Source organism: Pantoea sp. FN0307, assembly GCF_050113815.1.
Classification (GTDB): domain Bacteria; phylum Pseudomonadota; class Gammaproteobacteria; order Enterobacterales; family Enterobacteriaceae; genus Mixta; species Mixta alhagi.
Genome location: NZ_JBNJSO010000001.1, coordinates 916,013 through 941,231, shown reverse-complemented (window position 1 = coordinate 941,231; position 25,219 = coordinate 916,013). Strand labels below are relative to the sequence as shown.

24 protein-coding genes and 1 pseudogene are annotated in these 25,219 nt (G+C 52.6%); 13 read left to right on the top strand and 12 right to left on the bottom strand.

What is annotated here, in order from left to right; genetic code table 11:
- The first annotated feature begins 32 nt into the window (after window positions 1–32).
- From ACQE3Z_RS04435 to mntP, 4 genes are all read left to right on the top strand, one after another.
- Window positions 33–839 (top strand): PTS mannose/fructose/sorbose transporter subunit IIC, encoded by an 807-nt coding sequence (locus tag ACQE3Z_RS04435; RefSeq protein WP_085071510.1) that lies wholly within the window; start codon window positions 33–35, stop codon window positions 837–839.
- 11 nt (window positions 840–850) lie between these two features.
- Window positions 851–1,699 (top strand): PTS mannose transporter subunit IID, encoded by an 849-nt coding sequence (locus ACQE3Z_RS04430; protein WP_426972372.1) that lies wholly within the window; start codon window positions 851–853, stop codon window positions 1,697–1,699.
- An 85-nt stretch (window positions 1,700–1,784) separates the two neighbouring features.
- Window positions 1,785–2,243 (top strand): DUF986 family protein, encoded by a 459-nt coding sequence (locus tag ACQE3Z_RS04425; protein WP_426972370.1) that lies wholly within the window; start codon window positions 1,785–1,787, stop codon window positions 2,241–2,243.
- 381 nt (window positions 2,244–2,624) lie between these two features.
- On the top strand, window positions 2,625–3,194 hold the full coding sequence (gene mntP, locus ACQE3Z_RS04420; RefSeq protein ID WP_085072344.1) for a manganese efflux pump MntP: 570 nt from the start codon (window positions 2,625–2,627) through the stop codon (window positions 3,192–3,194).
- Window positions 3,195–3,203: 9 nt separating this feature from the next.
- On the opposite strand, the gene rlmA is transcribed toward mntP, so the two are convergent.
- The 5 genes and pseudogenes from rlmA to ACQE3Z_RS04395 all read right to left on the bottom strand — a co-directional run bounded on the left by rlmA (window position 3,204) and on the right by ACQE3Z_RS04395 (window position 6,372).
- Window positions 3,204–4,010 (bottom strand): 23S rRNA (guanine(745)-N(1))-methyltransferase, encoded by an 807-nt coding sequence (gene rlmA, locus ACQE3Z_RS04415; protein ID WP_426972369.1) that lies wholly within the window; start codon window positions 4,008–4,010, stop codon window positions 3,204–3,206.
- 162 nt (window positions 4,011–4,172) lie between these two features.
- Window positions 4,173–4,382 (bottom strand): transcription antiterminator/RNA stability regulator CspE, encoded by a 210-nt coding sequence (cspE, locus tag ACQE3Z_RS04410; RefSeq protein WP_004386688.1) that lies wholly within the window; start codon window positions 4,380–4,382, stop codon window positions 4,173–4,175.
- Window positions 4,369–4,536, bottom strand: coding sequence for a DUF2627 domain-containing protein (locus ACQE3Z_RS04405; RefSeq protein ID WP_103058347.1), 168 nt, complete (start codon window positions 4,534–4,536; stop codon window positions 4,369–4,371). Before ACQE3Z_RS04405 ends, cspE begins: the two co-directional genes overlap by 14 nt.
- Before the next feature lie 536 nt (window positions 4,537–5,072).
- Window positions 5,073–6,077, bottom strand: a pseudogene (locus tag ACQE3Z_RS04400) (MBL fold metallo-hydrolase).
- A 28-nt stretch (window positions 6,078–6,105) separates the two neighbouring features.
- Window positions 6,106–6,372: a YebO family protein gene (locus tag ACQE3Z_RS04395; protein ID WP_426972367.1), complete on the bottom strand. Its 267-nt coding sequence runs from the start codon at window positions 6,370–6,372 to the stop codon at window positions 6,106–6,108.
- Between the two features lie 180 nt (window positions 6,373–6,552).
- Here ACQE3Z_RS04395 and ACQE3Z_RS04390 point away from each other — a divergent pair, with 180 nt between their 5' ends.
- Window positions 6,553–6,795, top strand: a complete 243-nt coding sequence (locus ACQE3Z_RS04390) for a YobH family protein (RefSeq protein ID WP_085071504.1) — start codon at window positions 6,553–6,555, stop codon at window positions 6,793–6,795.
- A 48-nt stretch (window positions 6,796–6,843) separates the two neighbouring features.
- Here ACQE3Z_RS04390 and kdgR read toward each other — a convergent pair whose 3' ends face one another.
- Complete coding sequence (gene kdgR, locus ACQE3Z_RS04385) at window positions 6,844–7,635, bottom strand: DNA-binding transcriptional regulator KdgR (RefSeq protein WP_085071503.1); 792 nt, start codon at window positions 7,633–7,635, stop codon at window positions 6,844–6,846.
- A gap of 188 nt (window positions 7,636–7,823) precedes the next feature.
- Here kdgR and ACQE3Z_RS04380 point away from each other — a divergent pair, with 188 nt between their 5' ends.
- Window positions 7,824–9,206 (top strand): MFS transporter, encoded by a 1,383-nt coding sequence (locus ACQE3Z_RS04380; RefSeq protein WP_426972366.1) that lies wholly within the window; start codon window positions 7,824–7,826, stop codon window positions 9,204–9,206.
- Between the two features lie 96 nt (window positions 9,207–9,302).
- Here the strand turns inward: ACQE3Z_RS04380 and htpX are convergent, their stop codons facing one another.
- From htpX to ACQE3Z_RS04360, 4 genes are all read right to left on the bottom strand, one after another.
- The gene (htpX, locus tag ACQE3Z_RS04375) at window positions 9,303–10,184 is read right to left on the bottom strand and encodes a protease HtpX (RefSeq protein ID WP_085071501.1); all 882 of its coding nucleotides are present in this window, start codon (window positions 10,182–10,184) and stop codon (window positions 9,303–9,305) included.
- A 238-nt stretch (window positions 10,185–10,422) separates the two neighbouring features.
- A complete protein-coding gene (prc, locus tag ACQE3Z_RS04370; RefSeq protein WP_426972364.1) occupies window positions 10,423–12,468 on the bottom strand; it encodes a carboxy terminal-processing peptidase in 2,046 nt (681 codons plus the stop codon).
- Between the two features lie 19 nt (window positions 12,469–12,487).
- Window positions 12,488–13,183, bottom strand: a complete 696-nt coding sequence (proQ, locus tag ACQE3Z_RS04365) for an RNA chaperone ProQ (RefSeq protein ID WP_426972362.1) — start codon at window positions 13,181–13,183, stop codon at window positions 12,488–12,490.
- A 96-nt stretch (window positions 13,184–13,279) separates the two neighbouring features.
- Window positions 13,280–13,780 (bottom strand): GAF domain-containing protein, encoded by a 501-nt coding sequence (locus ACQE3Z_RS04360; protein ID WP_085071498.1) that lies wholly within the window; start codon window positions 13,778–13,780, stop codon window positions 13,280–13,282.
- Between the two features lie 218 nt (window positions 13,781–13,998).
- Here ACQE3Z_RS04360 and yebS point away from each other — a divergent pair, with 218 nt between their 5' ends.
- The 3 genes from yebS to rsmF all read left to right on the top strand — a co-directional run bounded on the left by yebS (window position 13,999) and on the right by rsmF (window position 19,386).
- Window positions 13,999–15,240, top strand: a complete 1,242-nt coding sequence (gene yebS / locus ACQE3Z_RS04355; protein WP_426972360.1) for a membrane integrity lipid transport subunit YebS — start codon at window positions 13,999–14,001, stop codon at window positions 15,238–15,240.
- The gene (locus tag ACQE3Z_RS04350) at window positions 15,206–17,842 is read left to right on the top strand and encodes an MlaD family protein (RefSeq protein ID WP_426972358.1); all 2,637 of its coding nucleotides are present in this window, start codon (window positions 15,206–15,208) and stop codon (window positions 17,840–17,842) included. Before yebS ends, ACQE3Z_RS04350 begins: the two co-directional genes overlap by 35 nt.
- A 104-nt stretch (window positions 17,843–17,946) precedes the next feature.
- Window positions 17,947–19,386: a 16S rRNA (cytosine(1407)-C(5))-methyltransferase RsmF gene (gene rsmF, locus ACQE3Z_RS04345; RefSeq protein ID WP_426972356.1), complete on the top strand. Its 1,440-nt coding sequence runs from the start codon at window positions 17,947–17,949 to the stop codon at window positions 19,384–19,386.
- Between the two features lie 18 nt (window positions 19,387–19,404).
- Here rsmF and ACQE3Z_RS04340 read toward each other — a convergent pair whose 3' ends face one another.
- Both ACQE3Z_RS04340 and ACQE3Z_RS04335 read right to left on the bottom strand, forming a co-directional pair.
- Window positions 19,405–20,052, bottom strand: a complete 648-nt coding sequence (locus ACQE3Z_RS04340) for a metallophosphoesterase (RefSeq protein WP_426972354.1) — start codon at window positions 20,050–20,052, stop codon at window positions 19,405–19,407.
- Between the two features lie 234 nt (window positions 20,053–20,286).
- Complete coding sequence (locus ACQE3Z_RS04335; protein WP_426972353.1) at window positions 20,287–21,168, bottom strand: alpha/beta fold hydrolase; 882 nt, start codon at window positions 21,166–21,168, stop codon at window positions 20,287–20,289.
- A gap of 204 nt (window positions 21,169–21,372) precedes the next feature.
- Here ACQE3Z_RS04335 and ACQE3Z_RS04330 point away from each other — a divergent pair, with 204 nt between their 5' ends.
- From ACQE3Z_RS04330 to ACQE3Z_RS04315, 4 genes are all read left to right on the top strand, one after another.
- The gene (locus ACQE3Z_RS04330; RefSeq protein WP_426972352.1) at window positions 21,373–22,071 is read left to right on the top strand and encodes a CTP synthase C-terminal region-related (seleno)protein; all 699 of its coding nucleotides are present in this window, start codon (window positions 21,373–21,375) and stop codon (window positions 22,069–22,071) included.
- A 570-nt stretch (window positions 22,072–22,641) separates the two neighbouring features.
- Window positions 22,642–22,890: a CsbD family protein gene (locus ACQE3Z_RS04325; RefSeq protein WP_250650120.1), complete on the top strand. Its 249-nt coding sequence runs from the start codon at window positions 22,642–22,644 to the stop codon at window positions 22,888–22,890.
- A gap of 313 nt (window positions 22,891–23,203) precedes the next feature.
- Window positions 23,204–24,415 (top strand): diguanylate phosphodiesterase, encoded by a 1,212-nt coding sequence (locus ACQE3Z_RS04320; protein WP_426972351.1) that lies wholly within the window; start codon window positions 23,204–23,206, stop codon window positions 24,413–24,415.
- 516 nt (window positions 24,416–24,931) lie between these two features.
- Entirely contained in the window at window positions 24,932–25,120 is a 189-nt protein-coding gene (locus ACQE3Z_RS04315; RefSeq protein ID WP_426972350.1) for a hypothetical protein, read from the top strand.
- The last annotated feature ends 99 nt before the right edge of the window (window positions 25,121–25,219 follow it).

Genomic DNA, 25,219 nt, shown 5'->3' with positions numbered 1-25,219 from the left:
ATGCAGTTTTACTCTGTCACAGGAGAAGTGCAATGGAAGTCACCACTCTACAAATTGCGCTGGTGTTTATTGTCGCCTGTATTGCCGGTGTGGAATCCATTCTGGATGAGTTCCAGTTTCACCGGCCGCTGGTCGCCTGTACCTTAATCGGCGCCGTGCTGGGCGATATGAAAACCGGCATCATTATCGGCGGTACGCTGGAGATGATCGCGCTGGGCTGGATGAATATCGGCGCAGCCGTCGCACCAGACGCCGCGCTGGCCTCGATCATTTCCACCATCCTGGTGATTGCCGGCGGTCAGAGCATCGGTGCCGGTATCGCCCTGGCGATCCCTCTGGCCGCTGCAGGTCAGGTTTTAACCATTATCGTGCGTACCATCACCGTTGCTTTCCAGCACGCGGCAGATAAAGCGGCCGATAAAGGTAACCTCACCGCCATTTCATGGATCCACGTCACCGCGCTGATTCTGCAGGCAATGCGTATCGCTATCCCCGCAGTGATTGTGGCGGTATCGGTAGGTACCGACGCGGTCCAGAATATGCTGAACGCCATCCCGGAAGTGGTTACCAACGGTCTGAATATTGCGGGCGGCATGATTGTGGTCGTGGGCTACGCGATGGTAATTAATATGATGCGCGCTGGCTATCTGATGCCGTTTTTCTACCTGGGCTTTGTTACCGCCGCCTTTACCGATTTCAACCTGGTTGCGCTGGGCGTGATTGGCGCGGTAATGGCTGCGCTCTATATTCAGCTCAGTCCCAAATATAACCGTGCCGCTGGTGGCGCTGCGCCTGCCTCAGGCCCGGCCCGGAACGACCTGGATAACGAATTAGATTAAGGGGTATGCAAATGGTAGATACAACTACAGCAACGGCAAAAAAACTGACGCGCGGCGATGTGCGTAGCGTCTTTCTGCGCTCCAATCTTTTTCAGGGCTCATGGAATTTCGAACGTATGCAGGCGCTGGGCTTCTGCTTCTCGATGGTCCCCGCTATCCGTCGGCTCTACCCGGAAAATAACGAAGAGCGTCGTCAGGCCATCAGGCGTCACCTGGAGTTTTTTAATACTCATCCCTATCCGGCCGCGCCTATTCTGGGCGTCACGCTGGCGATGGAAGAGCAGCGGGCCAATGGCGCGCCCATTGACGATGCCGCGATCAACGGCATCAAAGTGGGCCTGATGGGACCGTTGGCGGGTGTCGGCGATCCCATATTCTGGGGCACCATGCGTCCGGTCTTCGCTGCGCTGGGTGCCGGTATCGCCATGACCGGCAGTTTGCTTGGCCCGCTACTGTTCTTTGTGCTGTTTAACGCGGTACGTCTGCTGTTTCGTTACTACGGCGTGGCGTATGGCTACAAAAAAGGGGTAGATATCGTTAATGATATGGGTGGCGGCTTCCTGCAAAAGCTTACGGAGGGGGCGTCAATTCTCGGCCTGTTTGTTATGGGGGCGCTGGTTAACAAGTGGACTCATGTTAACATCCCGCTGGTGGTTTCACGTATTACCGACCAAACCGGTCAAACCACCGTTACCACGGTACAAACAATTCTGGATCAGCTGATGCCGGGGCTGGTACCGCTGCTGCTCACTTTTGGCTGTATGTGGCTGTTACGTCGCAAAGTGAATGCGCTGTGGATCATCATTGGCTTCTTTGCTATCGGGATTTTCGGTTACTGGATTGGCCTGCTGGGCCTGTAACCCGCGCTTCAGAAGGTCAGTCGCTTGCCACGGCTGGCCGTTTTTTTATTCAGCTCCCTCTGCCGGCGTTATCTGAGGAGTCTTTATGTCATTAACTGACATTGTTCTGGTGCTGTTTATCGCTCTGCTGCTGCTGTACGCCGTTTACGATCAGTGGATGATGCCACGTCGTCACGGCCCAACGCTGCTGCAGGTTCCCCTACAGCGCCGCAGCAAAGTCGATAATATTATTTTTATCGCCCTGATAATGATTCTTATTTATAATAACGTAGCCCAACAGGGACCGGTAATAACCACGACATTATTGATGGCACTCATTGTCGTTTCGGTTTATCTCTCATGGATCCGCACCCCGCAGTTATTACTAAAAAAGCAGGGGCTTTTCTTCGAGAATGCCTGGGTTAATTATGACCGTATAAAAGGTATGAATTTATCAGAGGATGGCATTCTGGTTATTCAACTGGAACAACGAAACCTGTTAATCAGGGTCAGGGAACTGGACGATCTGGAAAAAATCCACCATGTAATGATTGAAAATCAATAAGATAAAATATAGCAAAAGGCATATTCAACAGGCTATAACATTGCACATAAAGTGTGTGCCTTTTTTATTTCATCATCATTCCCTTAACATTATCAGGATTATTTTTACCTGCTGTTATCAGCGCAACATATAATATCCATACAAGCTGTCGTGACACTATTTTTATTTTGAAGACAAAAGATAATGTGGTAAGGTGAGCGCCGTTCTTGGGGAGTAGCCGATTTCTGTTATTAATACAGAAATGCACCTGTCAACATACTCGTTGTTACAGCAACGTGGCGCGTGCGACCTTTTACGGTAGGCGAGACCATTGACCGATGTGCCTGTCTGGTTGGGAAGGCGCGTCAGGTTATGGTATTCCCAGCCGAGGTTACGACTTCGATGACTTTTTCCGCTCTGCTTATTCTTGCCTTTGGCATGTCAATGGATGCGTTTGCCGTCGCCATCGGTAAAGGCGCCGCCCTGCAACGTCCACAATTACGCGAAGCGCTGCGCACCGGGCTCATTTTTGGGGTTATTGAAACCCTGACGCCGCTGGTGGGCTGGTCGCTTGGCCAGTTCGCTACCCACTTCGTTGCCCGCTGGGATCACTGGATCGCTTTTACCCTGCTCTGCTTTTTAGGCGGACGTATGCTGATTGAAGGCTGCCGCCAGCAGCCCGTCACGGCAGCGCCTTGTGAACCGGTAAAACAGCATGGACTGGGCCTGTTGGTCACCACCGCTATCGCCACCAGCCTGGATGCGATGGCCATTGGCGTGAGTCTGGCGTTTATGCAGGTCAATATTGTTCTGACCGCGCTGCTGATTGGCCTCTCTACCTTTACCATGACCACTATTGGTATGCTAATCGGGCGCCTGATCGGCCCGCTGCTGGGCAAGCGTGCTGAACTGCTCGGCGGCGCAGTGCTGATTGCCATTGGCGCGCAGATCCTCTGGACGCATTTTGCCTGACATTTTCAATTAACTACGGCGCCAAAGACGCACAATAAAATCCGCCTCGCTGCTGAATTGCGCACTGTCGCGTAGCGCTTGCCATACGTCCGCGCTGGCGCGCCAGGCAAACGGCGTCATTTGCAGCAGCGTTACCGCATCCGCACCGCTTAACGTTAACGGATACGCCAGCTGCTGTTCCAGTTCCAGCGTAAATCCTGGCAGCACTTCCTGCTGCGTATCATGCAATCTCACCTGCGAATAGATCAGCGCTTTGAACTGCAGCAGATGGCGTGGACCAGGCGTTACGGTTAACAAACAGCCCCCGCTGCGGATCACGCGCGCCAGCTCTTCCGCCTTACAGGGCGCGTAAATGCGTAAAACACCGTCCAGGGAAGCATCGGCAAAAGGCAGACGATGACTGGACGCAACGCAAAAATCGATATGCCGATAGCGTTTTGCCGCAGCCCGAATTGCTACCTTAGCCACATCCAGCCCGCAAACGCTGGCCTGCTCTCCCGACGCATCGGCCACCGCTGCAGTGTAATAACCTTCGCCACAGCCAATATCCAGTATGCTGGCTTGCGCAGATAACTGTTGCGTTAATAAAGAAGCCACTCTCTGCTGTAGCGGCTGATAGTAACCGGCATCCAGAAATTGCCGACGCGCCTGCATCATTTCTGCGCTGTCGCCGGGCTCTTTGGAGCGCTTATGCTGCACCGGCAACAGATTAACGTAGCCCTCTTTTGCCCGATCAAACTGATGTTGTTGCGCGCAGCGCCAGCTGTGATGAACCAGCGTTAATGGCTGCTGACAGAGGGGACAAAGATAATCCATGGTCTCTTTCTCTGGCTGAATCAGGCGCGCAGTTTACACGCTGCAGGCAATAGCGTCATCCGCCAAAAGCTGCCAAAAAAGAAAGGCCCCGGTCATTGACCAGGGCCTTTGCCTTATCTTTACGCAGTAAATAAAGCACCGCGTGAAAAGAAAAACAGGCTATCAGATAGCGACAACGTTAACCGCAGCCGGACCTTTCTGACCATCCTGAATTTCGAACTCGACGTTCTGGCCTTCGGCCAGGGTTTTGAAGCCATTACCCTGGATAGCAGAAAAGTGAACGAACACATCTTTACTGCCGTCTGCCGGAGTAATGAAGCCAAAACCTTTGGATTCGTTGAACCACTTAACCTGACCTTTAATTTTTGCCATCTTTGTAATTCCTTAGAATGTTTATTTGCCCGAAGGCGACTGACAGAAAACCAGAGACATTACTGAATGAGGCACTAATATAAGGTTCGGCAAGGAAGCGGTATTCAACGTCAACGTCTTTACTCATTACTTCTTTACTGAATATGCCATACATAAACAGAGCTGTACCTCGTTTTGCTTAATAGCGTTATCACATATCCGATAATTTATGGCAAGTAATTTTTAAACGGTGATCGACCTGCCGCACACTTATTGTGAATTCATTACAAAGTTTGCATTTTTATGCATTAAGAAACGTTAAACGCCGCCCCTTCGCCCGGGCATGCTACATTACTGTCCGGCAGTGAAATCCAGCAGCCTGTGGGCCTGAAGAGATGTGCGTCTCAGTTTTTACCTTCGCCGCTTCTCACTGTAACGGAAGAATATTGCATAATTATGGCAACTTTACTTCACCTTTTTTCAACGTCTTCGCCTGCTTTCAGGGCCATGCAATATCAGAAATAGCATCTCTGTAATCTGCCTGGCGGGAGCAAATTTGCCAGGCTGCACCAAAAAAAGGAATATATAAATTCACCTGCCCCAAATAAACGCAGCATTATTATTTAAAAGTCATTGCGATCTTTTGAATAAGGCGAGGGCGTTTTAAAGCGTAACCGTTACACTATTAAATCATCCCTCGCTGTTATCAGATTATTCCTGGTTTATATTATTTAAATTGGCCCTTTCCCCTATTTTCCAGGGGCGGAAACGCATTTTATTCTGCTTAGCCGCCTCAAGCGCCCGTGCCAGCTCCTGTGGCGGCTCATCCAGTGTCTCATCAGCCAGCTCAAATACTCCCTAGTGGATAGGAATGGTTACCGGAGCGCCGATAGCCTGATGTAATGATACTGACTGTTGCGGGTCCATGTGCTGTGCCTGCATGAACCATCTTGGTGCATAGGCGCCTATGGGCAATGCCGCGAGATTGAAGGGTCCCAGACGACGCGCTATGTCCAGCAGACTGGGTGAATAGCCGCTGTCGCCAGAAAACCAGAAGTTAAGATGTTCTGTTTTAATGGTCCAGCCACACCAAAGCGAACGATTACGATCGTACAGGGTGCGCATACTCCAGTGGCGCGCCGGTACGGCATGAAACGTTATCCCGTGACGCTGCGTCTGCTGCCACCAGTCAAGCTGCACCACATGGCGCGCGCCTGCCCGGCGGAACCAGGGCTCAAGCCCCAGCGGCACAATAAACTGGACCTGTGGGAAGCGTCGCAGAATAGCGTTAAGGGTCGGCCTGTCGAGATGGTCGTAATGATTATGCGAGATCAATACCCAGTCGAGAGAAGGTAGATCTTTAATAGCCAACGGTGCAGGCGTTTTACGCTGCGGCCCATAAAAGCGCAGCGGCGAAGCTCTTTGCGATAATACCGGATCGATTAAACCGTAGCGCCCATCCAGCCGCAGCATTATCGCTGCGTGGCCCAGCCACCATATGCAGTCCTGTTCACCGCTCAGATCGGCCTGCTGCTGCCACTGCTGCGTAAAAGCGTCATAACCCTGGCGTGGAGGAAACGGGACTCCCTGCGCTTTACGCTCTTTACGCCAGCGCTGAAGATCGCCCGCCTGGCGCAGGTCAGGCTCTGGATTGCAAAATCCTTCCGGCGTATGGTGTGATTTTTCCGCGTCGTACCAGGGATTTTTCCATTTCATCCTTCTGCTCCTTAGCCGTAATGACTGTTTATCGCTCCGGGATCAGGCGGGTGAAATCTGGGTCCTGTTCATCATCCCTCTGCTGTTGCTCGCCGTCGGCAGCCTGCTGCGTCAGCTGATACAGGATAGCATTCTGTTTTTTCTGCTCTTCCAGCAGCGCTTCCAGTAGACGAATCTGTTCACTGGCACGCACGCTGGCACGATTCACAAAAAACCAGGCAATCAGCCCCACCACTGCAAAAGCAATACTGCTGATAAGCGGCATCAGAGTGCCACCGCCATTTAATTCGTTCATAACAACCTCTGCTTGTCTTACGTTACGCCGACGATTTTACCTGGATTCACTGTAATGAATAGCCGCTGCGTCAGAACATCGCTTTAAGCTTCCTCCGATCGCTTTCATCCTGCAATCAGGCTATGCTGCTCCCCTTTCGGCAACGAAGCGGGAAGCTTGCCATTTTTACAGGGAGATAAAATGAAAATATTGCTTCGAATTGTGAGTTTACTGGCGCTCATCTGGCTGGGACTGTTGCTAACCGGCTATGGCATCCTGACCGGCAGCCACAAAAATGTCGCCGGTATCGGTTTACAGTGTCAGTATCTGACGGCTCGCGGGATGATCAAAGCGCAATATCTGCACAGCGACAGCGGCATTATTGGCGTGGCGGATTGTCCTGTGCTCAGAAAAAGCTCTGAGGTTGTGGACAATAACGGCTAGATTGCCCTTCAGCAACAGCGGCACCCTGAAGGTGCCGCTTTGTGTTCTTTAAAAAGGATAGTCGTGATAGCCCAGCTGCGATGAGAGCGTGCGTCCTGCGCGATGCAGCATCGCGACATATTCATGCTTGCGCTCTTCTGAAAAGCGAATAGTCGGGAAAGAGATACTCATACCGGCAATCACCACGCCGAAACGGTCAAAAACCGGTACGGCAATACAGCGCAGCCCCTCTTCCTGTTCTTCATTATCTTCGCCAAAGCCCTGAACTTTTACCACATCCAGCACTTTCAGCAGCTCTTCTTCACTGCCCAGCGTGTGCGGCGTGCTGCGGCGGAACTCCACCTCACGCAGAATATCATGCACTTCGGCACGATCGCGCCAGGCCAGCAACACCTTGCCAATCGCAGTGCTGTGCAAAGGATTGCGGCGTCCGATACGCGAATACATGCGCAGGTTATAGAGCGAATCGATTTTGTGAATATAGACAATGCTATCGTCTTCCAGCGCCCCAAGATGAATGGTCTCTTTGGTCAGCCGCGACAGCTCGCGCATTTGAATATCTGCGCTGCGAATCAGATCGACATTCTGCAACGCTCTGGCACCCAGCTCAAACAGCTTCAGCGTTAGCGCATACTTTTCTGATTCGCCTTCCTGAGAAACATAGCCCAGCGACTTCATGGTTTGCAGAAAACGATAAACGGTACTTTTGGACATCATCACGCGCTGCGATAGCTCGGTAATGCCGTTTTCACGCTCTTCGCCCAGAGCCTGTAAAATGCCAAACACCTTCAGTACAGAAGAGACCGAATCGGGCTGTTTATCGCCATCTACATTCGCCATAATCAAAGCCTTTTTAAAATTGTTTTATTAAAAATGGAACGCCATTTCCAGTATACGTGGCTCTTCCTGCCGCAGGCAATATTTGTGCGTGACAAGTGATGCATCTGTAAGACTTTTCGATGCAATTAAGATGCATCACGTTAAAAAAATCATTAGCATGGTGATATTCACCCTCTTTAATTTTAAGCATGCCTGTGACTACATCCTCTGACGGTTTACCGCTGCCGCGTCGTTATGGCGCGATAGCCGCTATTGCTTTAGGAATAACCGTTGCCGTGCTTGATGGCACCATTGCCAACGTCGCCCTCCCGACTATCGCTCGCGAGCTCCAGGCCAGCCCGGCGGAATCGATCTGGATCATTAATGCCTATCAGCTGGCGATTATCATTTCCCTGCTGTCGTTTTCTTTTCTTGGCGATCTGCTGGGTTACCGGCGTATCTATCAGGGCGGGCTGCTGCTGTTTAGCGCTACTTCGCTGCTGTGCGCCTTTTCTGACTCGCTCGGCATGTTAACTTTCGCCCGTGTTCTGCAGGGCTTTGGCGGCGCGGCGCTAATGAGCGTGAATACGGCTCTGATACGGATTATTTATCCGCAGCGCTATCTGGGACGCGGCATGGCGATTAACACGCTGATTGTCGCCGTCTCCAGCGCGGCGGGGCCAACGGTTGCTGCTGCGATCCTGGCAGTGGCGTCCTGGAAATGGCTGTTTCTGATTAACGTGCCTGCGGGCATGCTGGCGCTGGCGCTGGCCTGGCGCTTTTTACCGGACAACACCCAGAAGTCATCGCCAACGCAGCGTTTCGATATTACCAGCGCGGTAATGAATGCGCTGACTTTCGGCCTGCTGCTGTCAGCGCTAAGCGGCGCGGCGCAGGGCCAGGACTACCGGCTTATTGTGGCCGAACTGCTGGCGTTGCTGCTGGTCGGCACGCTGTTTATCCGGCGTCAACTGAGAATGCCCTTTCCGCTGCTGCCGGTGGATTTGCTGCGTATCCCCATCTTTTCGCTTTCAATCTGCACCTCGATCTGTTCCTTTCTGGCGCAGATGCTGGCGATGGTTTCCCTGCCCTTCTTTTTGCAGAGCGTGCTGGGCAGAAGCGAGGTGGAAACCGGTCTGCTGTTGACGCCCTGGCCGCTGGCCACGATGGTGATGTCGCCGATTGCCGGACGCCTGCTGGAACGCTTTCATGCCGGGTTGTTGGGTGGGATCGGGCTGGCCGTTTTTGCCTTTGGTCTGTTTGCGCTGGCCTGGTTGCCCGTTGCGCCGACGGATAGCGATATTATCTGGCGCATGATTTTATGCGGCGCGGGCTTTGGCCTGTTTCAGTCGCCAAATAATCACACCATCATTTCTGCCGCACCACGCCATCGCAGCGGCGGTGCCAGCGGTATGCTGGGCACGGCTCGCCTGCTGGGACAAACCAGCGGCGCGGCGCTGGTAGCGCTTATGTTTAATCTGTTTGATACGCAGGGTACGCACGCCTCACTGCTGCTGGCGGGGCTGTTTTCTACCCTCGCCGCGCTGTTCAGCCTGTCGCGCCTGCGCCAGCCGCTAGAAAAGCACAGTTAACGCCGGGGTTGGCCGTTATCCCTGAACCGCAGGCAATAAAAAACCACCTCCTGAGAGGTGGTTTTTTCATTATTCCAGCCAGGCTGGCAGAGACTTTTATTTCAGATACTGGCCGCTGCGCAGCGCTTCAATACGTTTATCCAACGGCGGATGCGACATAAAGAATTCGCTTAATGATTTGCCTTTACCGTTGATACAAAACGCCATCATGCTGCCCGGCTCCTGCGGTTCGTAGCTGGTTTTTAACCGCTGCAGCGCCGCAATCATTTTTTCACGGCCTACCAGACGCGCTGAGCCTGCGTCAGCATGAAACTCACGATGACGTGAGAACCACATGGTGATCATGCTGGCAAGAATACCAAACACCAACTCCAGTACCATGGACACGGCGAAATAGACCATCGGGTTGCCGTTGCTGCTCTCTTCATCTTCCCGGTTCCCGGACAAAAAGCCTGCAGCGATTTGTGCGAGGATACGGGAAATAAAGATCACAAAGGTGTTCACAATGCCCTGGATCAGCGTCATGGTGACCATGTCGCCGTTAGCAATGTGGCTTATCTCATGCGCCAGCACGGCTTCCGCTTCGTCACGGCTCATGTTTTGCAACAGGCCGGTAGAGACGGCGACCAGCGAAGCATCGCGACGTGCGCCGGTAGCAAACGCGTTGATATCAGGCGCATGGTAAATCGCTACCTGCGGCATAGCGATCCCCGCCTGCTGCGCCTGACGCCCTACCGTTTCCATCAGCCAGCGTTCCGTCTCATTACGCGGCTGTTCAATAACTTCACCGCCAACGGAACGCAATGCCATCCATTTCGACATCAGCAGTGAAACAAACGCACCGCCAAAGCCAAACAGACCCGCCATTATCATCAGGCCCTGCACACTGCTTGACTGAATTCCTGTCAGGCTCAGAATTAGCCCGAATACCAACATCACGGCAAGGTTGGTCAGCAGGAAAAGAGCAATACGCATCATAAACTTTAATCTTCCTCAGTTAACTAAGCGCCCATGCGCGGATATACATCGTAGGGGCATCGCGTAGCTTTTCAAGCATACTTAACGTTTAAGTGCTTAAAAAGACATAACTTTACATTTTGTCGCAATCTTTTTTTAACCTCACTTTATGCGATTAAACAGCCGGGCTAAACAATGGCGCGCAATAAAAAAGGCACCGCCAACGCGGTGCCTTTTAAAGGGAGGTTATATCGACGATTTATTTTGCCGTTGCCGCTTTTTTACCCGGCTGTTCCGGCGACTGATGCGCCAGATCGTTAGCAATATTTACCGTTTCGTCCAGATAAGGATCGGGCTCTTTATAATCCTTCGGCAGGTCGTCAAGCTTAGCCAGCGGCTTTTTCCCTTCCGCTTTATAGCGTGCGTTAATCCGCTCCAGACGCAGCGCATCATCTTCACGGTTCTCTTTCTCACGCTGGGCAAGATTGAGCGACACAATATTGCGCTTGTCCTTCATGGCGTTATAGCGCTGAATATCTTTGATGATGTACTGGAACTCGGCATCTTTAGCGATACGCTGCTGATGCGCTTTGGTCAACAGAGGCACCAGATCGCTTAAATCGCCCGATTTGGTATAGCTTGCCGCATTGATGCTGTCCCACGGCAGAGCGTTATCCTCGAACTTCTCGCCGGTTTCTGCCGCCTCGACACCGGTAGGCATCAGCAGATCGGGCGTAACACCTTTACGCTGCGTACTGCCGCCGTTGATGCGGTAGAATTTTTGAATCGTGTACTGTACCGACCCCAGCGCAGGCCACTCAGGGCGCAGCATCTGATCGTAAATACGGTTCAGAGAACGATACTGCTGCACGGTGCCTTTACCGAAGGTTGGCTCGCCGACAATCAGCGCACGGCCATAATCCTGCATAGCCGCAGCAAAAATTTCTGACGCCGAGGCGCTAAAGCGATCGACCAATACTACCAGCGGGCCTTTGTAATAAACCACGCCGTCATTATCGCTGTCTTCACGGACTTTGCCGTTATTATCGCGCACCTGCACTACCGGGCCGCTGGGAATAAACAGACCGGAAAGCGACACCGCTTCGGTAAGCGCTCCGCCGCCGTTAGTGCGCAGATCGATAACCACGCTATCAACGTGTTGTTTTTCCAGTTTCTGCAGCTGTACTTTCACATCATCGGTCAGGCCGACATAGAAACCCGGAATATCCAGCACGCCAACTTTATCTTTACCGACGTTATGCACGCTCATTTTGACCGCGCGATCTTCAAGGCGTATTTTCTCGCGCGTCAGCGTAACGGTACGGGTTTTGGTGCCTTTACCGGCAGGCAGGATCTCCAGGCGCACTTTACTGCCCTTCGGCCCCTTGATTTTTGCCACTACATCATCCAGCCGCAGCCCGATGACATCTTCAATCGGTTTGCCCGGTTGACCCACGCCCACAATCCGATCGCCAACGCTCAGCGCTTTGCTTTTTGCCGCCGGGCCGCCCGCTACCATTGAATTGATGACCGTGTAGTCCTCATCCATTTGCAGCACCGCGCCGATACCTTCCAGAGAAAGGCTCATCTCAGTATTAAACTGCTCGGTATTGCGTGGCGAGAGATAGTTGGTATGAGGATCGATTTCATGCGCAAACGCATTCATCGCCAGCTGGAAAACATCTTCGCTGTTGCTCTGTGCCAGACGACGAATAGCGGAATTGTAGCGCTTGGTGAGAATATCTTTGATTTCAGTGTCTTGCTTGCCGGTCAGCTTTAGGCTGAGCCAGTCATACTTAACTTTCGCGTCCCACAGGGCATTCAGCTCAGAGGCATTTTTCGGCCACGGCGCCTTGCTGCGATCGGTATCAATGGTATCGTTGCCGGTAAAGCTCATCGGCCTGTTCAGCACTGTCAACGCATACTGATAACGCTCAAAACGACGCTTTTGCGCCAGATTGAATAAGTCGTAAAACACCGTGAGTTTACCGCTGCGCAGCTCATCGCCCAGCGTGTTTTTTTTATCAGCGAACTGCGCCACATCGGTTGCCAGCAGCACATTGTGGCTGTAATCCAGCATGTTCAAATAGCGGTCGAAGATTTTCGCTGAGAAGGCGTTATCGAGATCAAACTGACGGTAGTGAGAGCGGGTAAAACGGGAGGTAACGCGTTCGCTAACGGTAGCGTGCTGCGGCTCTTCCTGCAGCTGCGGGATTTGATCCGCGCGAGTAATGCTATCAGCGCCAATGGCGTGACCTGCCAGTAGCAGGCCCGCCATCACGCTCATCTTAAAAAACTTGTTCATGCCCAGGGTGGCCTCCGTTTCAGAACTGTAAATGTTCTGCGCGTACGATCATTGCCAGGCCGGATGCCAGCTGTACCCGGACGCCATCCTTGGAGATCTCAAGAACGGTGGCGTCCATTGCGCTTTTGCCAGCTTTAACTTTAATATTTTGACCAGGCTGCAGCGCTGACGTGTCGGTAACGGGTTGCGGACGCGGCTGACGCGGTGCGGCAGGCGCACGATCCTGAGCCGGGCGCGCCTCACTGGTGCGGGCTTTGCGCGCAGGCTGACCACCTTCGGCAGGTTTACGGCTGGCGGCTTTACGCGGACGACGCGCAGGCGCATCTTCACCGGCACCGGCACCCGCTTCACGCTTTTTCGCCTGCTGCTGCTGACGCTGCTGTTGAATACGGGCTTTAGCCTCTTCAAGCTGCTTACGCGCATGTTCAACATGCTGCTCTTCCAGCTCACCGCAGGCATTGCCATCCAGATCAACACGGGTTGCGCCCGCTTTAACGCCGTACAGATAGCGCCAGCTGGAGGTATAAAGACGCAGAGCGGAACGTAGCTGCGTTTTGCTCAGGTTCATTTCACCCTGAACACGTTCGACGAGGTCTTGAAAGATACCGATTTTAAGCGGACGCGCTTCACCTTCGGCACTAAAGCAGTGCGGGAAACGCTCCGCAAGCCAGGCGATGACTTCTTTACTGCTATTCAACTTAGGTTGATTTTCCATGAAATTTCCTGATTACAACGGGTTTGCCAACCAGCGCGGGCATGAACAGGCGACATTATAATGACCCCATCAGCAATTGCCACGAAATCCAGCGCTTTAGCCACGATTCAGATGAATATATTTTTTAACATCGCTTTGGGCTAACACGTTGCAAAGCTCACTGGTAAAGGTTTGCAGGCCAGTTTCATCTTCACTGTCGAAGCGATTAAAGCGCGTACTGTCGATATCCAGTACCCCGATCACCTCGCCATCGACGATCAGCGGCAGCACGATTTCAGCGTTACTGGCGGCATCACAAGCGATATGACCCGGGAATGCATGCACGTCATCCACACGCTGCACGTTTTTCTCTGCAACTGCCGTGCCACACACGCCACGGCCAACCGGAATGCGTACGCAGGCGATTTTGCCCTGGAACGGCCCCAGCACCAGCGTCTTCTCTTCGGTTAACAGGTAGAAACCTGCCCAGTTAACCTCTTCCAGACGCTCAAACAGTAGCGCGCTGCTGTTGCTTAACGCGGCGAGAAAACTGGTTTCACCAGCGATAAGCGCACGCAGATCGCGGTTAAGATCGTGATAAAATTCTTGTTTGTTCATTTTCTGACCATCTTAAAAGCAAGCGGACGGCTACAATTGAGCCGTCCGGTAAAATAAGCATTAAATATCCATTGCCACAAGGTGAAGGATTCCGGCAGTTAATATAACCTTAGTATCTTGCGGATCGGATTATCAAAACGGGCTATGCCCCTCAGCGTCCGTTTTGCATCATTCAAGGACCGTGCTTATCTGCACGATGAGGGTCACTGCTTCACTATATGAAAATACATACTATCAGTCACGTTCTGCCCCATGAACGTTATCAGCGTTGCCCGCAATGCGATACCCTTTTTTCCTTACCGGATGTTAAATCGTGCCAGTCTGCTCATTGTCCGCGCTGCAACGCTAAAATCATGACCGGCCGGGACTGGTCGATGACCCGTTTGATGGCCATGGCGGTGACCATGCTGCTGTTAATGCCTTTTGCATTTATCGAGCCGCTTATCCAGATCCGCCTGTTGGGCACGCCCATTCGCGCCAACGTTCTGACGGGCATTATGCAGATGACCATGCAGGGTGACGTGCTGACCGCTGCGATGGTCACTTTTTGCACCATTGGCGCGCCGGTTACGCTGGTCGGCGCTATCGGCTTTCTGTTTTTCGGCAACCGACTGGGCATGAATTTGCGCCCGGTACTGCTGATGCTGGAGCGCCTGAAAGAGTGGGTCATGCTGGATATCTACCTGATGGGCGTTGCGGTCGCCTCTATTAAGGTAAAAGATTATGCCGATATCGACATTGGCTATGGGCTGGTGGCGTTTATCGCACTGATGATCCTTAGCCTGTTAACCATGATCCATTTGAATATGGAGCAGCTGTGGCATCGCTTCTATCCGCAGCCGCAGGCGGAAGTTGCGCAGGAGAAGCTACAGGTTTGCCTGAACTGTCATCATACCGGCTTGCCGGACGATCGTGGACGCTGTCCGCGCTGCCATACGCGTCTTGCTTATCGTCGCCCCCTGAGCCTGCAAAAATCGTGGGCGGCGCTCATTGCAGCCATCGTGTTTCTGATACCGGCCAACCTGCTGCCAATTTCTATCATTTATCTCAACGGCGCGCGTCAGGAAGATACCATCTTCTCCGGCATTCTGTCGCTGGCCTCCGGCAATATCCCGGTGGCGGCGGTTGTGTTTATCGCCAGTATTCTGGTGCCTTTTACCAAGGTGCTGGTGCTGCTGGTGCTGTTGCTCAGTATTCATTTTCGCTGTCAGCAAGGGCTAAAAACCCGTATCCGGCTGCTGCGCCTGGTGACCTGGGTGGGGCGTTGGTCAATGCTGGATCTGTTTGTGATTTCGTTAACCATGTCGCTGGTGAATCGTGACCAGCTGCTGGCTTTTACTATGGGACCGGCCGCCTTCTATTTTGGCGCCGCGGTAATTTTAACTATCCTTGCCGTACAGTGGCTGGATAGCCGTCTTATTTGGGATGCTCATGCAACAAACGCCGACTACACCGACTAGAGCGCGGATAACCAACAAGCGTAAAATTTCGCCGTTCTGGCTGCTGCCTTTTATCGCTCTGATGATTGCCGGTTGGCTGCTGTGGACCAACTATCAGGAGCGCGGCACCACGGTAACCATCGACTTTGCCCAGGCGGACGGCATCGTGCCGGGTCGCACGCCGGTACGCTATCAGGGCGTTGAGGTTGGCACCGTGCAGGGTATCAGCCTCAGCGACGATCTGCGTAAAATCAAGGTACGCGTCAGTATTAAAAGCGACATGCGCGACGCGTTGCGTGAAGATGCGCAATTCTGGCTGGTGACGCCCAAAGCTTCGCTGGCGGGCGTTTCCGGGCTGGATGCGTTAGTCGGCGGTAACTACATCGGTATGATGCCCGGCAAGAGCGGGCCGCGCCGCGAAAACTTCGTCGCGCTGGATACGCAGCCCAGATACCGTGTTAATACCGGTGAGATGATGGTGCATTTAAACGCGCCGGATTTGGGTTCGCTAAATACCGGCTCGCCCGTCTACTACCGCAAAATCCCGGTCGGCCGCGTCTATGATTACACGATTAATCCCGATAATAACGGCGTAACTATTGATGCGCTGATCGAGCGCCGCTTCACTAATCTGGTGAAAAAGGATAGTCGCTTCTGGAACGTTTCCGGTGTTAAGGCGGATGTGAACCTTAGCGGGGCGAAAGTAGAGCTGGAAAGCCTTGCGGCGCTGGTGAACGGCGCTATCGCCTTTGACTCTCCGCCCGCGTCACAGCAGGCCGCCAGCGAAAGCAGCTATCAGCTTTATCCCGATCTGGCACATAGCCAGCGTGGCGTCATCGTTACGCTCGATCTGCCCAATGGCAAGGGTTTGCAGGAAGGCAGCACGCCGCTGATTTATCAGGGACTGGAAGTGGGTACCCTGACCAAAATGACGCTACAGCCCGGCGGCACCGTGATTGGCGAGCTGACGCTGGATCCTTCCGTGGTGGGTCTGATGCGCAGCGGTACGCGTATTGAGATGCGTAGTCCGAAAGTTACCCTGAATAATCCTAACCTGAGTTCGCTGCTCACCGGCACCACGCTGGAACTGATTCCTGGCGAGGGCGACCCGCAAAATCGTTTTCAGGTCCGCCAAAGCAACGAGGCGCTGCTACAGCAGCCTGATGTGCTGACCGTGCGCCTGAGCGCGCCGGAAAGCTACGGCATTGATGCGGGCCAGCCGGTTGTGCTGCGCGGCATTCAGATTGGTCAGGTGATCCGTCGCCACCTCACCGAAAAAGGGGTGGAGTTCGAAGCGGCAATTGCCCCGGAACATCGCCAGCTGGTACATGCCGACAGCAAATTTATTATCAATAGCCGACTGGACGTTAAATTTGGTCTTGATGGCATGAAAGTATTGGGTGCCAGCGCCAGTGAATGGGTAGATGGCGGTATTCGCCTGGAGCCCGGTAGCAAAGGCGCGCCGCGCGATCGGTATCCGCTCTACGCCAATGCGGAGAAGGCGGAGGAAGGCATTACCGGCGACCGTCCGCCGACCACCCTGACGCTGACGGCTAACAGCCTGCCAGATATTCAGCCCGGTTCAGTGGTGCTCTATCGCAAGTTCCAGGTAGGTGAAATCGTTGATGTGACGCCGAAGGCCAACGAGTTTGTGGTGGCGGTGCATATTAAGCCGGAATATCGCAAGCTGCTGACCCCCGACAGTGTTTTCTGGGCGGAAGGCGGAGCCAAAGTGCAGCTCAACGGCAGCGGGCTGACGGTTCAGGCCTCACCGCTGAACCGGGCGCTGCGCGGTGCCATCAGTTTTGATAACCTTGAAGGAGCCAGCAGCAGCAAAAATGAAACGCGCGTGCTCTACAGTTCTGAAACTGCCGCTCGCGCCGTCGGCAGCCAGATTCTGCTGCACACCTATGATGGCAGCAAGCTCTCTGCCAACATGCCGATTCGCTACCTGGGTATTGATATTGGTCAGGTGGAGTCGCTGGCGCTCAGCCAGGATCATAATCAGGTGATCGCCAAAGCGGTGCTGTATCCGGAATATGTGCAAAGCTTCGCCCGCAACGGCAGCCGTTTCTCGGTAGTGTCGCCGGAAATATCCGCTACCGGGGTCAATCACCTGGAAACGCTGTTGCAGCCTTATATCAACGTTGATCCGGGTAAAGGCAGCCTGACGCGCCGTTTTGAGCTGCAGGAAACCACCATTACTGACTCACGCTATCTGGACGGGTTGAATATTGTGGTTGATGCGCCGGAAGCGGGATCGCTGGGCATCGGCACGCCGGTACTGTTCCGGGGCGTTGAGGTTGGTACGGTAACCGGCACCTCGCTCGGCAGCATGGCGGATCGCGTGCAGGTTCAGCTGCGCATCAGCAAAAAGTATCAGCATCTGGTGCGCAACAACTCGGTGTTCTGGCTGGCCTCTGGCTATAACCTGGAGTTTGGCCTGATTGGCGGCGTTGTGAAAACCGGCACCTTCCAGCAGTTTATTCGCGGCGGCATTCAGTTTGCCACGCCGCCAACGGTGCCGCTGGCGCCACGGGCCTCTTCCGGCAAACATTTCCTGCTGCAGGATGGCGAGCCGAAAGAGTGGCGTAAATGGGGGACGGCAATCCCCTCCTCCTGATCGCCTGAGGGGAGTCTGGCTGTCAGGCTCCCCTCTTCATCAGCTTTTGCCCTGGCTGTGGTACACTTCCCGCCTGATTTTTTTGCAACTACCGGAACTCTGTCGTGCCCCAACAATCCCGAGCCCCTTTCCCTGAGGCCTTTCTTGACCTGATGCGGCAAACGCTGCCCGATGAAGCCAGTCTGCAGGACTTTCTGGCTATCAGCCAGCAGCCGCTGCGCCGCAGCCTGCGTGTGAATACGCTGAAAATCAGCGTGGCGGATTTTTTAAGCCAGACGGCTGACTATGGCTGGCAGCTCACGCCGATCCCCTGGTGTGCTGAAGGTTTCTGGATAACGCGCAGCGAAGAAGATGAGGCCTTGCCGCTGGGCAGCGTCGCTGAACATCTCAGCGGACTCTTTTATATCCAGGAGGCCAGCTCGATGTTGCCGGTTAGCGCGCTATTTGCTGTACAGCCGCAACCTGAGCGCGTGATGGATGTGGCGGCTGCGCCCGGCTCGAAAACGACCCAGATGGCGGCGCTGATGAATAACCAGGGTGTGATTGTCGCTAATGAGTATGCGGCCAGCCGGGTAAAAGTGTTGCACGCAAATATCAGCCGCTGCGGTATCAGCAATACGGCAATCACCCATTTTGACGGGCGCGTCTTTGGCCCGGCGCTGCCGGAAACGTTTGATGCCATTCTGCTTGATGCTCCCTGCTCTGGCGAAGGTGTGATTCGTAAAGACCCCGACGCCCTGCGCAACTGGACGCTGGAAAGTACTCACGCTATCGCCGCCACCCAGCGCGATCTGATCGACAGCGCTTTTCATGCGCTCAGGCCCGGCGGCACGCTGATTTATTCCACCTGTACTCTGAACAGGCTGGAAAATCAGCAGGTCGTGACGTGGCTTTGCCAGCGTTATCCTGATGCCGTAGAGATCGATACACTAAAGGATCTTTTTCCCGGCGCGGATAAAGCCGTTACGCAGGAAGGCTTTTTACACGTTTTCCCGCAGCTTTTCGATAGTGAAGGCTTTTTTGTGGCGCGGCTGCGCAAAACGCACAGCGTGGAACCGCTGCCTGCGCCGGGTTATAAGGTTGGCAAGTTTCCTTTTAGCCCGCTGTCACGTAAAGATGCGCAGACGGTGATTCAGGCTGCTGCAAAATCTGGCCTGCACTGCCCCTCTTCGCACTCGCTATGGCAGCGTGATAAAGAGATCTGGCTGTTTCCCGGCACAGCAGAGCCGCTTTTTGGGCGGGTGCGTTTTTCGCGCATTGGGCTGAAGCTGGCGGAAACTTTCAACAAAGGCTATCGCTGGCAGCATGAAGCGGTGATCGCCCTCGCCTGTCCCGATGCCACCAATAGCGTTGAGCTAAGCGAAGATGAAGCGGAAGAGTGGTATCGCGGGCGTGATATCTGGCCACAGGCACCGCTGCCACGCGATGAAGTGCTGGTGACCTGGCAACAACAGCCGCTTGGCCTGGCGAAAAAGGTGGGTCAGCGTTTGAAAAACAGCTATCCACGTGAGCTGGTGCGCGACGGTAAACTGTTTCGGCGCTAACCGGACGCTGGCATCCGCTTACTGAATTTTAATGAGCGTGAGTTGATTGCCGAACACCGCGCCGGTATCAATAAAGTGTTGGTTCCAGCCGCTTAGCGGCTGGTCCAGCGGTGTATGACCAAAATAGAAATCATCCGCTCCGGTAATAATTTCTCCCTGACCGCGCTGTAAACGATGGATGCGTTCGCGTCCCCAGGCCACGTCATATTCATTAACAGGCTGTTCATAAGCGTAATGCGCTGCCGGATAGTCAGCATGCGCCACAACCACAGTACGCTCTTCCAGACTAATATGCAGGATCAAAGGCAGCGTCTGACACTGTATTAGCGCGCGCTGCGCCTCATCGCGCTGCTCAGTATTCAGCCGCCAGAACCAATCTCCACCGTTCATTTTCCACAGCAGAGTTTCGTTCTGCTGCAGCGCGTTCAGCGCCATCTCTTCATGATTGCCGCGCACGCTGCGAAACCAGGGCTCTGCCAGCAGACGCAAGCAACCCAGACTATCCGGCCCGCGATCGATCAGATCGCCCACTGAGATCAGCAAATCTTCCTGCGGATCAAAGCGCGCTGCCAGCAGTTGGCGATCCAGTAAGGCACGGCAGCCATGCAAATCACCGACGATATAAATATGCCGCCAGTTAGCACCATCAAGGTATTGATACAACATGTTGGTTTTCCTTACAGCTGTAAGGGAGATGTTGATATGCGGTTAAGGCTGTTGCCTTTAAAGTGTAGCAGCGGAATCAATTCACAGTTGCGGAACAGAATGAATAGCCAAAAGAAATTTATTTTTATACTAATCTGCCTTTTTAGCGGCAACTTGCTGCTACTGGAGATTATGGCCCGCCTGGCACATAAACTCATTGTTGGCTAAGCGAGATGGTCGCCGCACCTTTATACATCAAGTGCGGGATGTTTTATCATCAAGAAAGTGCAGCACCGCATCGGTGAACTCTTTCGGCGCCTGCAGAAAGGCAAAATGGCTGACGGTAGGCAGGATCAGCAGGCCGGCATCAGGAATGGTTGCGGCAATATGCTCCAGATGATGGCGATCGCTCGCCTCATCATGATCGCCATCAGCAATCATTACCGGTGCTGTAATCTTGCCTAAATCTTCGTCGCGCCACCCAGGCTGTGACTGCCACATCTGGCTAATCTGCCGCCTGAAATGCACATAATCATTGGGCGTGGCCGACAGCTTTTTATACTCCTCTTCTGCACGGGAAATATAAGCCGCAAACAGCGGATTCTTTTCGGTGCCTGTTTTTACGCCCTGCGTCGTAGTGTTTGGCGCAAAAGCAAACACTTTACTTACCCGCTGCGGATAACGCATCGCCATATCCAGCCCGATAATTGCTCCGTCGCTCCAGCCAACAATGGCGGCTGTCGGCAGATGCAGGCGATCCATCAAAGCAATAACATCGTCGGTCATCAAATCATAACCGTAAGGCTGCGCATTGCGCGTACTGCGACCATGTCCACGGCTATCGACCAGGATCACCTGATGGTGCTTCGCCAGCTCCGTAACCTGTAGCCCCCAGTAATCACTGTTAGCCAGCCCGCCATGCAGCAGGATAAGCGGCGCGCCTTTGCCTGTTGTGGCGTAATAAAGCTGGATACCGTTTACATCGGCATAGCCTGTTTGCATGCCAGCCACCGGAACGGGCGTAGCTGGCAGTCGCTGCCAACGTGTTCCCCAATGGCTGTGCTGCGTTTCCGCCTGCGCTAATGCAGGAGCGAGCGCCAGAACGCCTGCCAGTAAAATTGCTGGTTTGGTATGCATTAAACGGATTCCCGTGACGGTTATAAAGAAGATGAGTTGGCCGGACGGCGGGCTATCGCACAGGGACTGGTCCACCGGACCGTTGCGATAACTTCTTTTACTACGCTTAAATCTGTGCTCTTTATCGCATAAATTAACCAAAACCGCTATAAAAGGAGCAGAATTTGACGCATCTCCTTTTTTTCACTGCACAGGAAACTAAAGATGACCGCTGCTGTTCGTCTTGCCTTAGTCGGCGATTATCGCCCGTCCGCCGTTGCACATCAGGCTATTCCACTGGCCATTCCTCTGGCGCTAAGTGAGTTAAATATTACTGCCAGCTGGGACTGGCTGCCGACCACCTCGATTCATAACGCAGATGATCTGACAAGCTATGATGGCATCTGGCTGGTGCCCGGCAGCCCTTATCAACACGATCGCGGTGCCTTTACCGCTATTCGCTGGGCGCGTGAGCAGCAGGTTCCGTTTCTGGGCTCTTGCGGCGGGTTTCAATATGCGCTGGTAGAATATGCGCGCAACGTGATGGGCTGGCACGATGCCGGACATGCGGAAACAGACCAGACGGGACGCTTAGTGATTACACCGCTGGCATGCTCACTGGTTGAGAAAACCGGTGATGTGCAGCTGGTGCCAGGCAGCCTCATTGCTGACGCTTACGGCAGTCTGCAGACGCATGAAGGCTATCGCTGTAATTTCGGTGTTAACCCCGACTTTATTCGTGAACTGGAGGCGTTTCCATTACGCATGAGCGCCCATGATATGGCTGGCGATGTACGCGCTATCGAGTTGCCCGACCACCGCTTTTTTGTCGCCACGCTGTTTCAGTCTGAACGCGCAGCGCTACGCCAGGAAATTTCGCCGCTGGTGCTGGCATGGATTAAAGCAGCCGCAGCGCGTAACTGATCTAAAACAGGGGAAATGCTTTCCCTTTTTTCACTTCTCTGCAATGCATCAGCATCAGCATCGGCAAAAATTTTTATCCGTTAATAGGATTCACCTGGCAAGAAGTTCGCGCTGGCTTATTAACCACACTAAAAAAACAACTCATCGGTTAAATTATTTCCTTTCTATTGAGGCTTTATTTAACTACGCTGTGCTTCACAACAATACAGGCTTATTTACACAGATCGTAATTATTTTTCATCTGTTTAAATATTTCCTGACGCTACTGCCTGCACAGATTAATCTTAATTTATCTTTTTTTTATTAGACTTATCTTCCTGATGATTAACAAATCACAACAGACAAAAAAACCATATTATTCAGTTAATAAGCTGCATGCCTGACCGCATGTCCTCACTGGATAATGCCTGCGTTATTTATTTACCATGCCGTTGTGGGTAAAACTTCTGCCAATAAATTGCGGTAAACAGGCCAAGCCGATGTGAATCCGCTCTGTTTTTTCCCATTGCGCGGCAGCTAATTTTATTTCTGCTAGACTTCATTTACTCAACGCTTTCAAAGGAGAAAAATATGTTAGGTAAAGTTGAAGATAAAGTACGTGAAGGCGCAGGTAAGGCTCAGGAAGCTTACGGTCGCGCAACGGATAGCTATACTGATGAAGCTCAGGGCAGCGCACGTAAATATGCCAGCCAGGCGAGCTACGCAGTACGGGATGCCGCTGATACCGTGCGCAGCCAGGTCTCTTCCAATCCGATGGGTGGCTTAGCTATTGCTGCCGCTGTCGGGGTAGTATTTGGTTATTTGCTGGGTCGTAAATAACGTCTCGCAGACTGGCAGGCTTCCTGCCAGTCTGATCCTCTCTAACCTATTAATAAGCTGTGACCTCTCTGCTAATAAGCTGTGACCTCTCTGCGCCCTGCCGCAACCAACCCGCCTTGCTTCCTGTCAAACAAGCCACTCAGCTTTTCTTTTCAACAGATAACATTAAAACCTCCGGAACGCCGCTTTAAGCCACTTTTCTAAACACGCATTGATCAGGAAAGATGTTGATGCTTTTTTAATAGATCTGGACAACAACGTAAAGGCTTCTGTTAAGGTGTGCAACATAAACACAAACACCACGGAATACGCTATGTTATCTACCCTTATCTATCGCAGCCACCTTGTCGATGACGTCCCGGTTAAAGAGCTGGAGCAAATGGTCATTAAGGCCAATAGTCACAATGAATTATATGGCGTTACCGGTATTTTACTGTTTAATGGCACCCACTTTTTCCAGCTGCTGGAAGGCCCTGAAGAAGCGGTGCTTTCCATCTATGCGGCGATTTGCCGCGATCCACGACATCATAACCTGGTGGAACTGTTACGGGATTACGCACCTGCGCGTCGCTTTGGTAATACAGGAATGGAACTGTTCGATCTCCGGAAATATGACAAGGAGAGCGTTCTTCAGGCCGTACTGGACAGAGGCACCTCAAAATACCAGCTGACTTATAGTGACAGAGCGCTACAGTTCCTGCGCACCTTTGTTGAAGCCCGGGAAAAAGAGAACTATTTTGAAATCCCGCCGGCAGATTACTGGGATTTCATTAGCGATGACGCCTCCCTTTCTCAGCCGGAAGCGCCGACCACCGAAGCCGAAACCTTTAGCGTGGCCATGCAGCCCATTATCGATCCCTTTTCCTGTCAAACAGACTCGCTTGAAGCTCTGATAAAGCCTGTGTGTGAAGGCTCGCCTTTGGACGATTTATCAGCGCTTTCGCGCGATAAAATCTACCGGAACGATCTGCAATCCAAGAAGGCTGCCTTTGCGCTGGCTAAAAAGTTAGGGATTAAAGGACAAACGCTTTCTGTAAACCTGCTGCCGATGTCGCTGGTTATGGTCCCGAATGCCGTTAATTTTTTGTTGAGTGAGATTGAAGCAAATGGGCTGGTACCTGAGCAGATCGTCGTTGAAATCACTGAGAACGAAGTTATTTCACGGATTGAGGAAGTCGAAACGGCCATTAAGCAGCTCAAGGCTGCAGGCATCAGCCTTGCTATAGATAATTTTGGCGCAGGATATGCCGGACTTTCACTACTGGTGAAATTTCAACCTGATCGGGTGAAAATCGACCACACCATTATTTGTGATGTCCATAAAAGCGGTCCGAAACAGGCGATTGTTCAGGCAATTATCAAATGCTGTTCTTCCCTGGAGATTTGCGTTATCGCCACGGGCGTAGAAAAACCGGAAGAATGGATGTGGCTGGAAGCCGCAGGTATCTGTAATTTCCAGGGCGATCTCTTTGCCAGGCCTAAACTGAACGGCATTCCTGCCGTGGCGTGGCCTGAAAAAAACTAATTAAAATCAATCGCTTTTTACTTGTTCCCTCTTTTTATCCCTGCCGGGGCTCTTTTCGAGATACGGGCGCGCTGACCAATGCGCGTGCCCGTACCCACCGCACGCTATTCTCTTCTGTGTGCTAAGCACCCTTTTTCGCACTGGCTAACCACAGATTAAATCGCGGTTTAAAACCGCCGGTTAGTTATCCACAGAAAATGGGGGTAGCCTGTGCATAAATGCGTATAAACTGCGTTAAGCCCCACAAAATGTTGCCTTCAGTCAGCAAAAGTGCACATCCAATCATGTCAACACTGCTGTGCGTATGAATTTTGATCGACATCAGCTCAAGGTCAGTCACAACTTAGGCACAATATGCCTCCGGTTGCGTTGTTATCCAGCGCGCAGAAAGATGATAAAAGCAGTAGCTGTCATCATTAACGATCACTTGCCATGAAAATGGTTAAAGTTTTAGCAAAATTCGCCGATTAAATAATCACGGGGAGATACCCGACTTATCACCAGGGGAGGCAAAGAATGAGTTCAGTTAAGAAAAGTTGGTTCGTAAAGTTCATCATTAAAAAAGGCGAAAAAGCCGTTGAAATGTCTTTGCCAATTCATGGCGAAAACGCTGCTCGTGCTTTAAACGACTTCTTTGATGAGCAATCTGCCAGACATGGCATTCTACGATCTGACATCAACGTAACAGCTATGAATGCTGTTTGATATCATAAAGACAGATGATGGGGTCGCTATGGCGACCCTTTTTATTGCTGGCAAAAAAGCATGCTGAAGTATGAAAATCACGGGTCTGCCATCGCAATA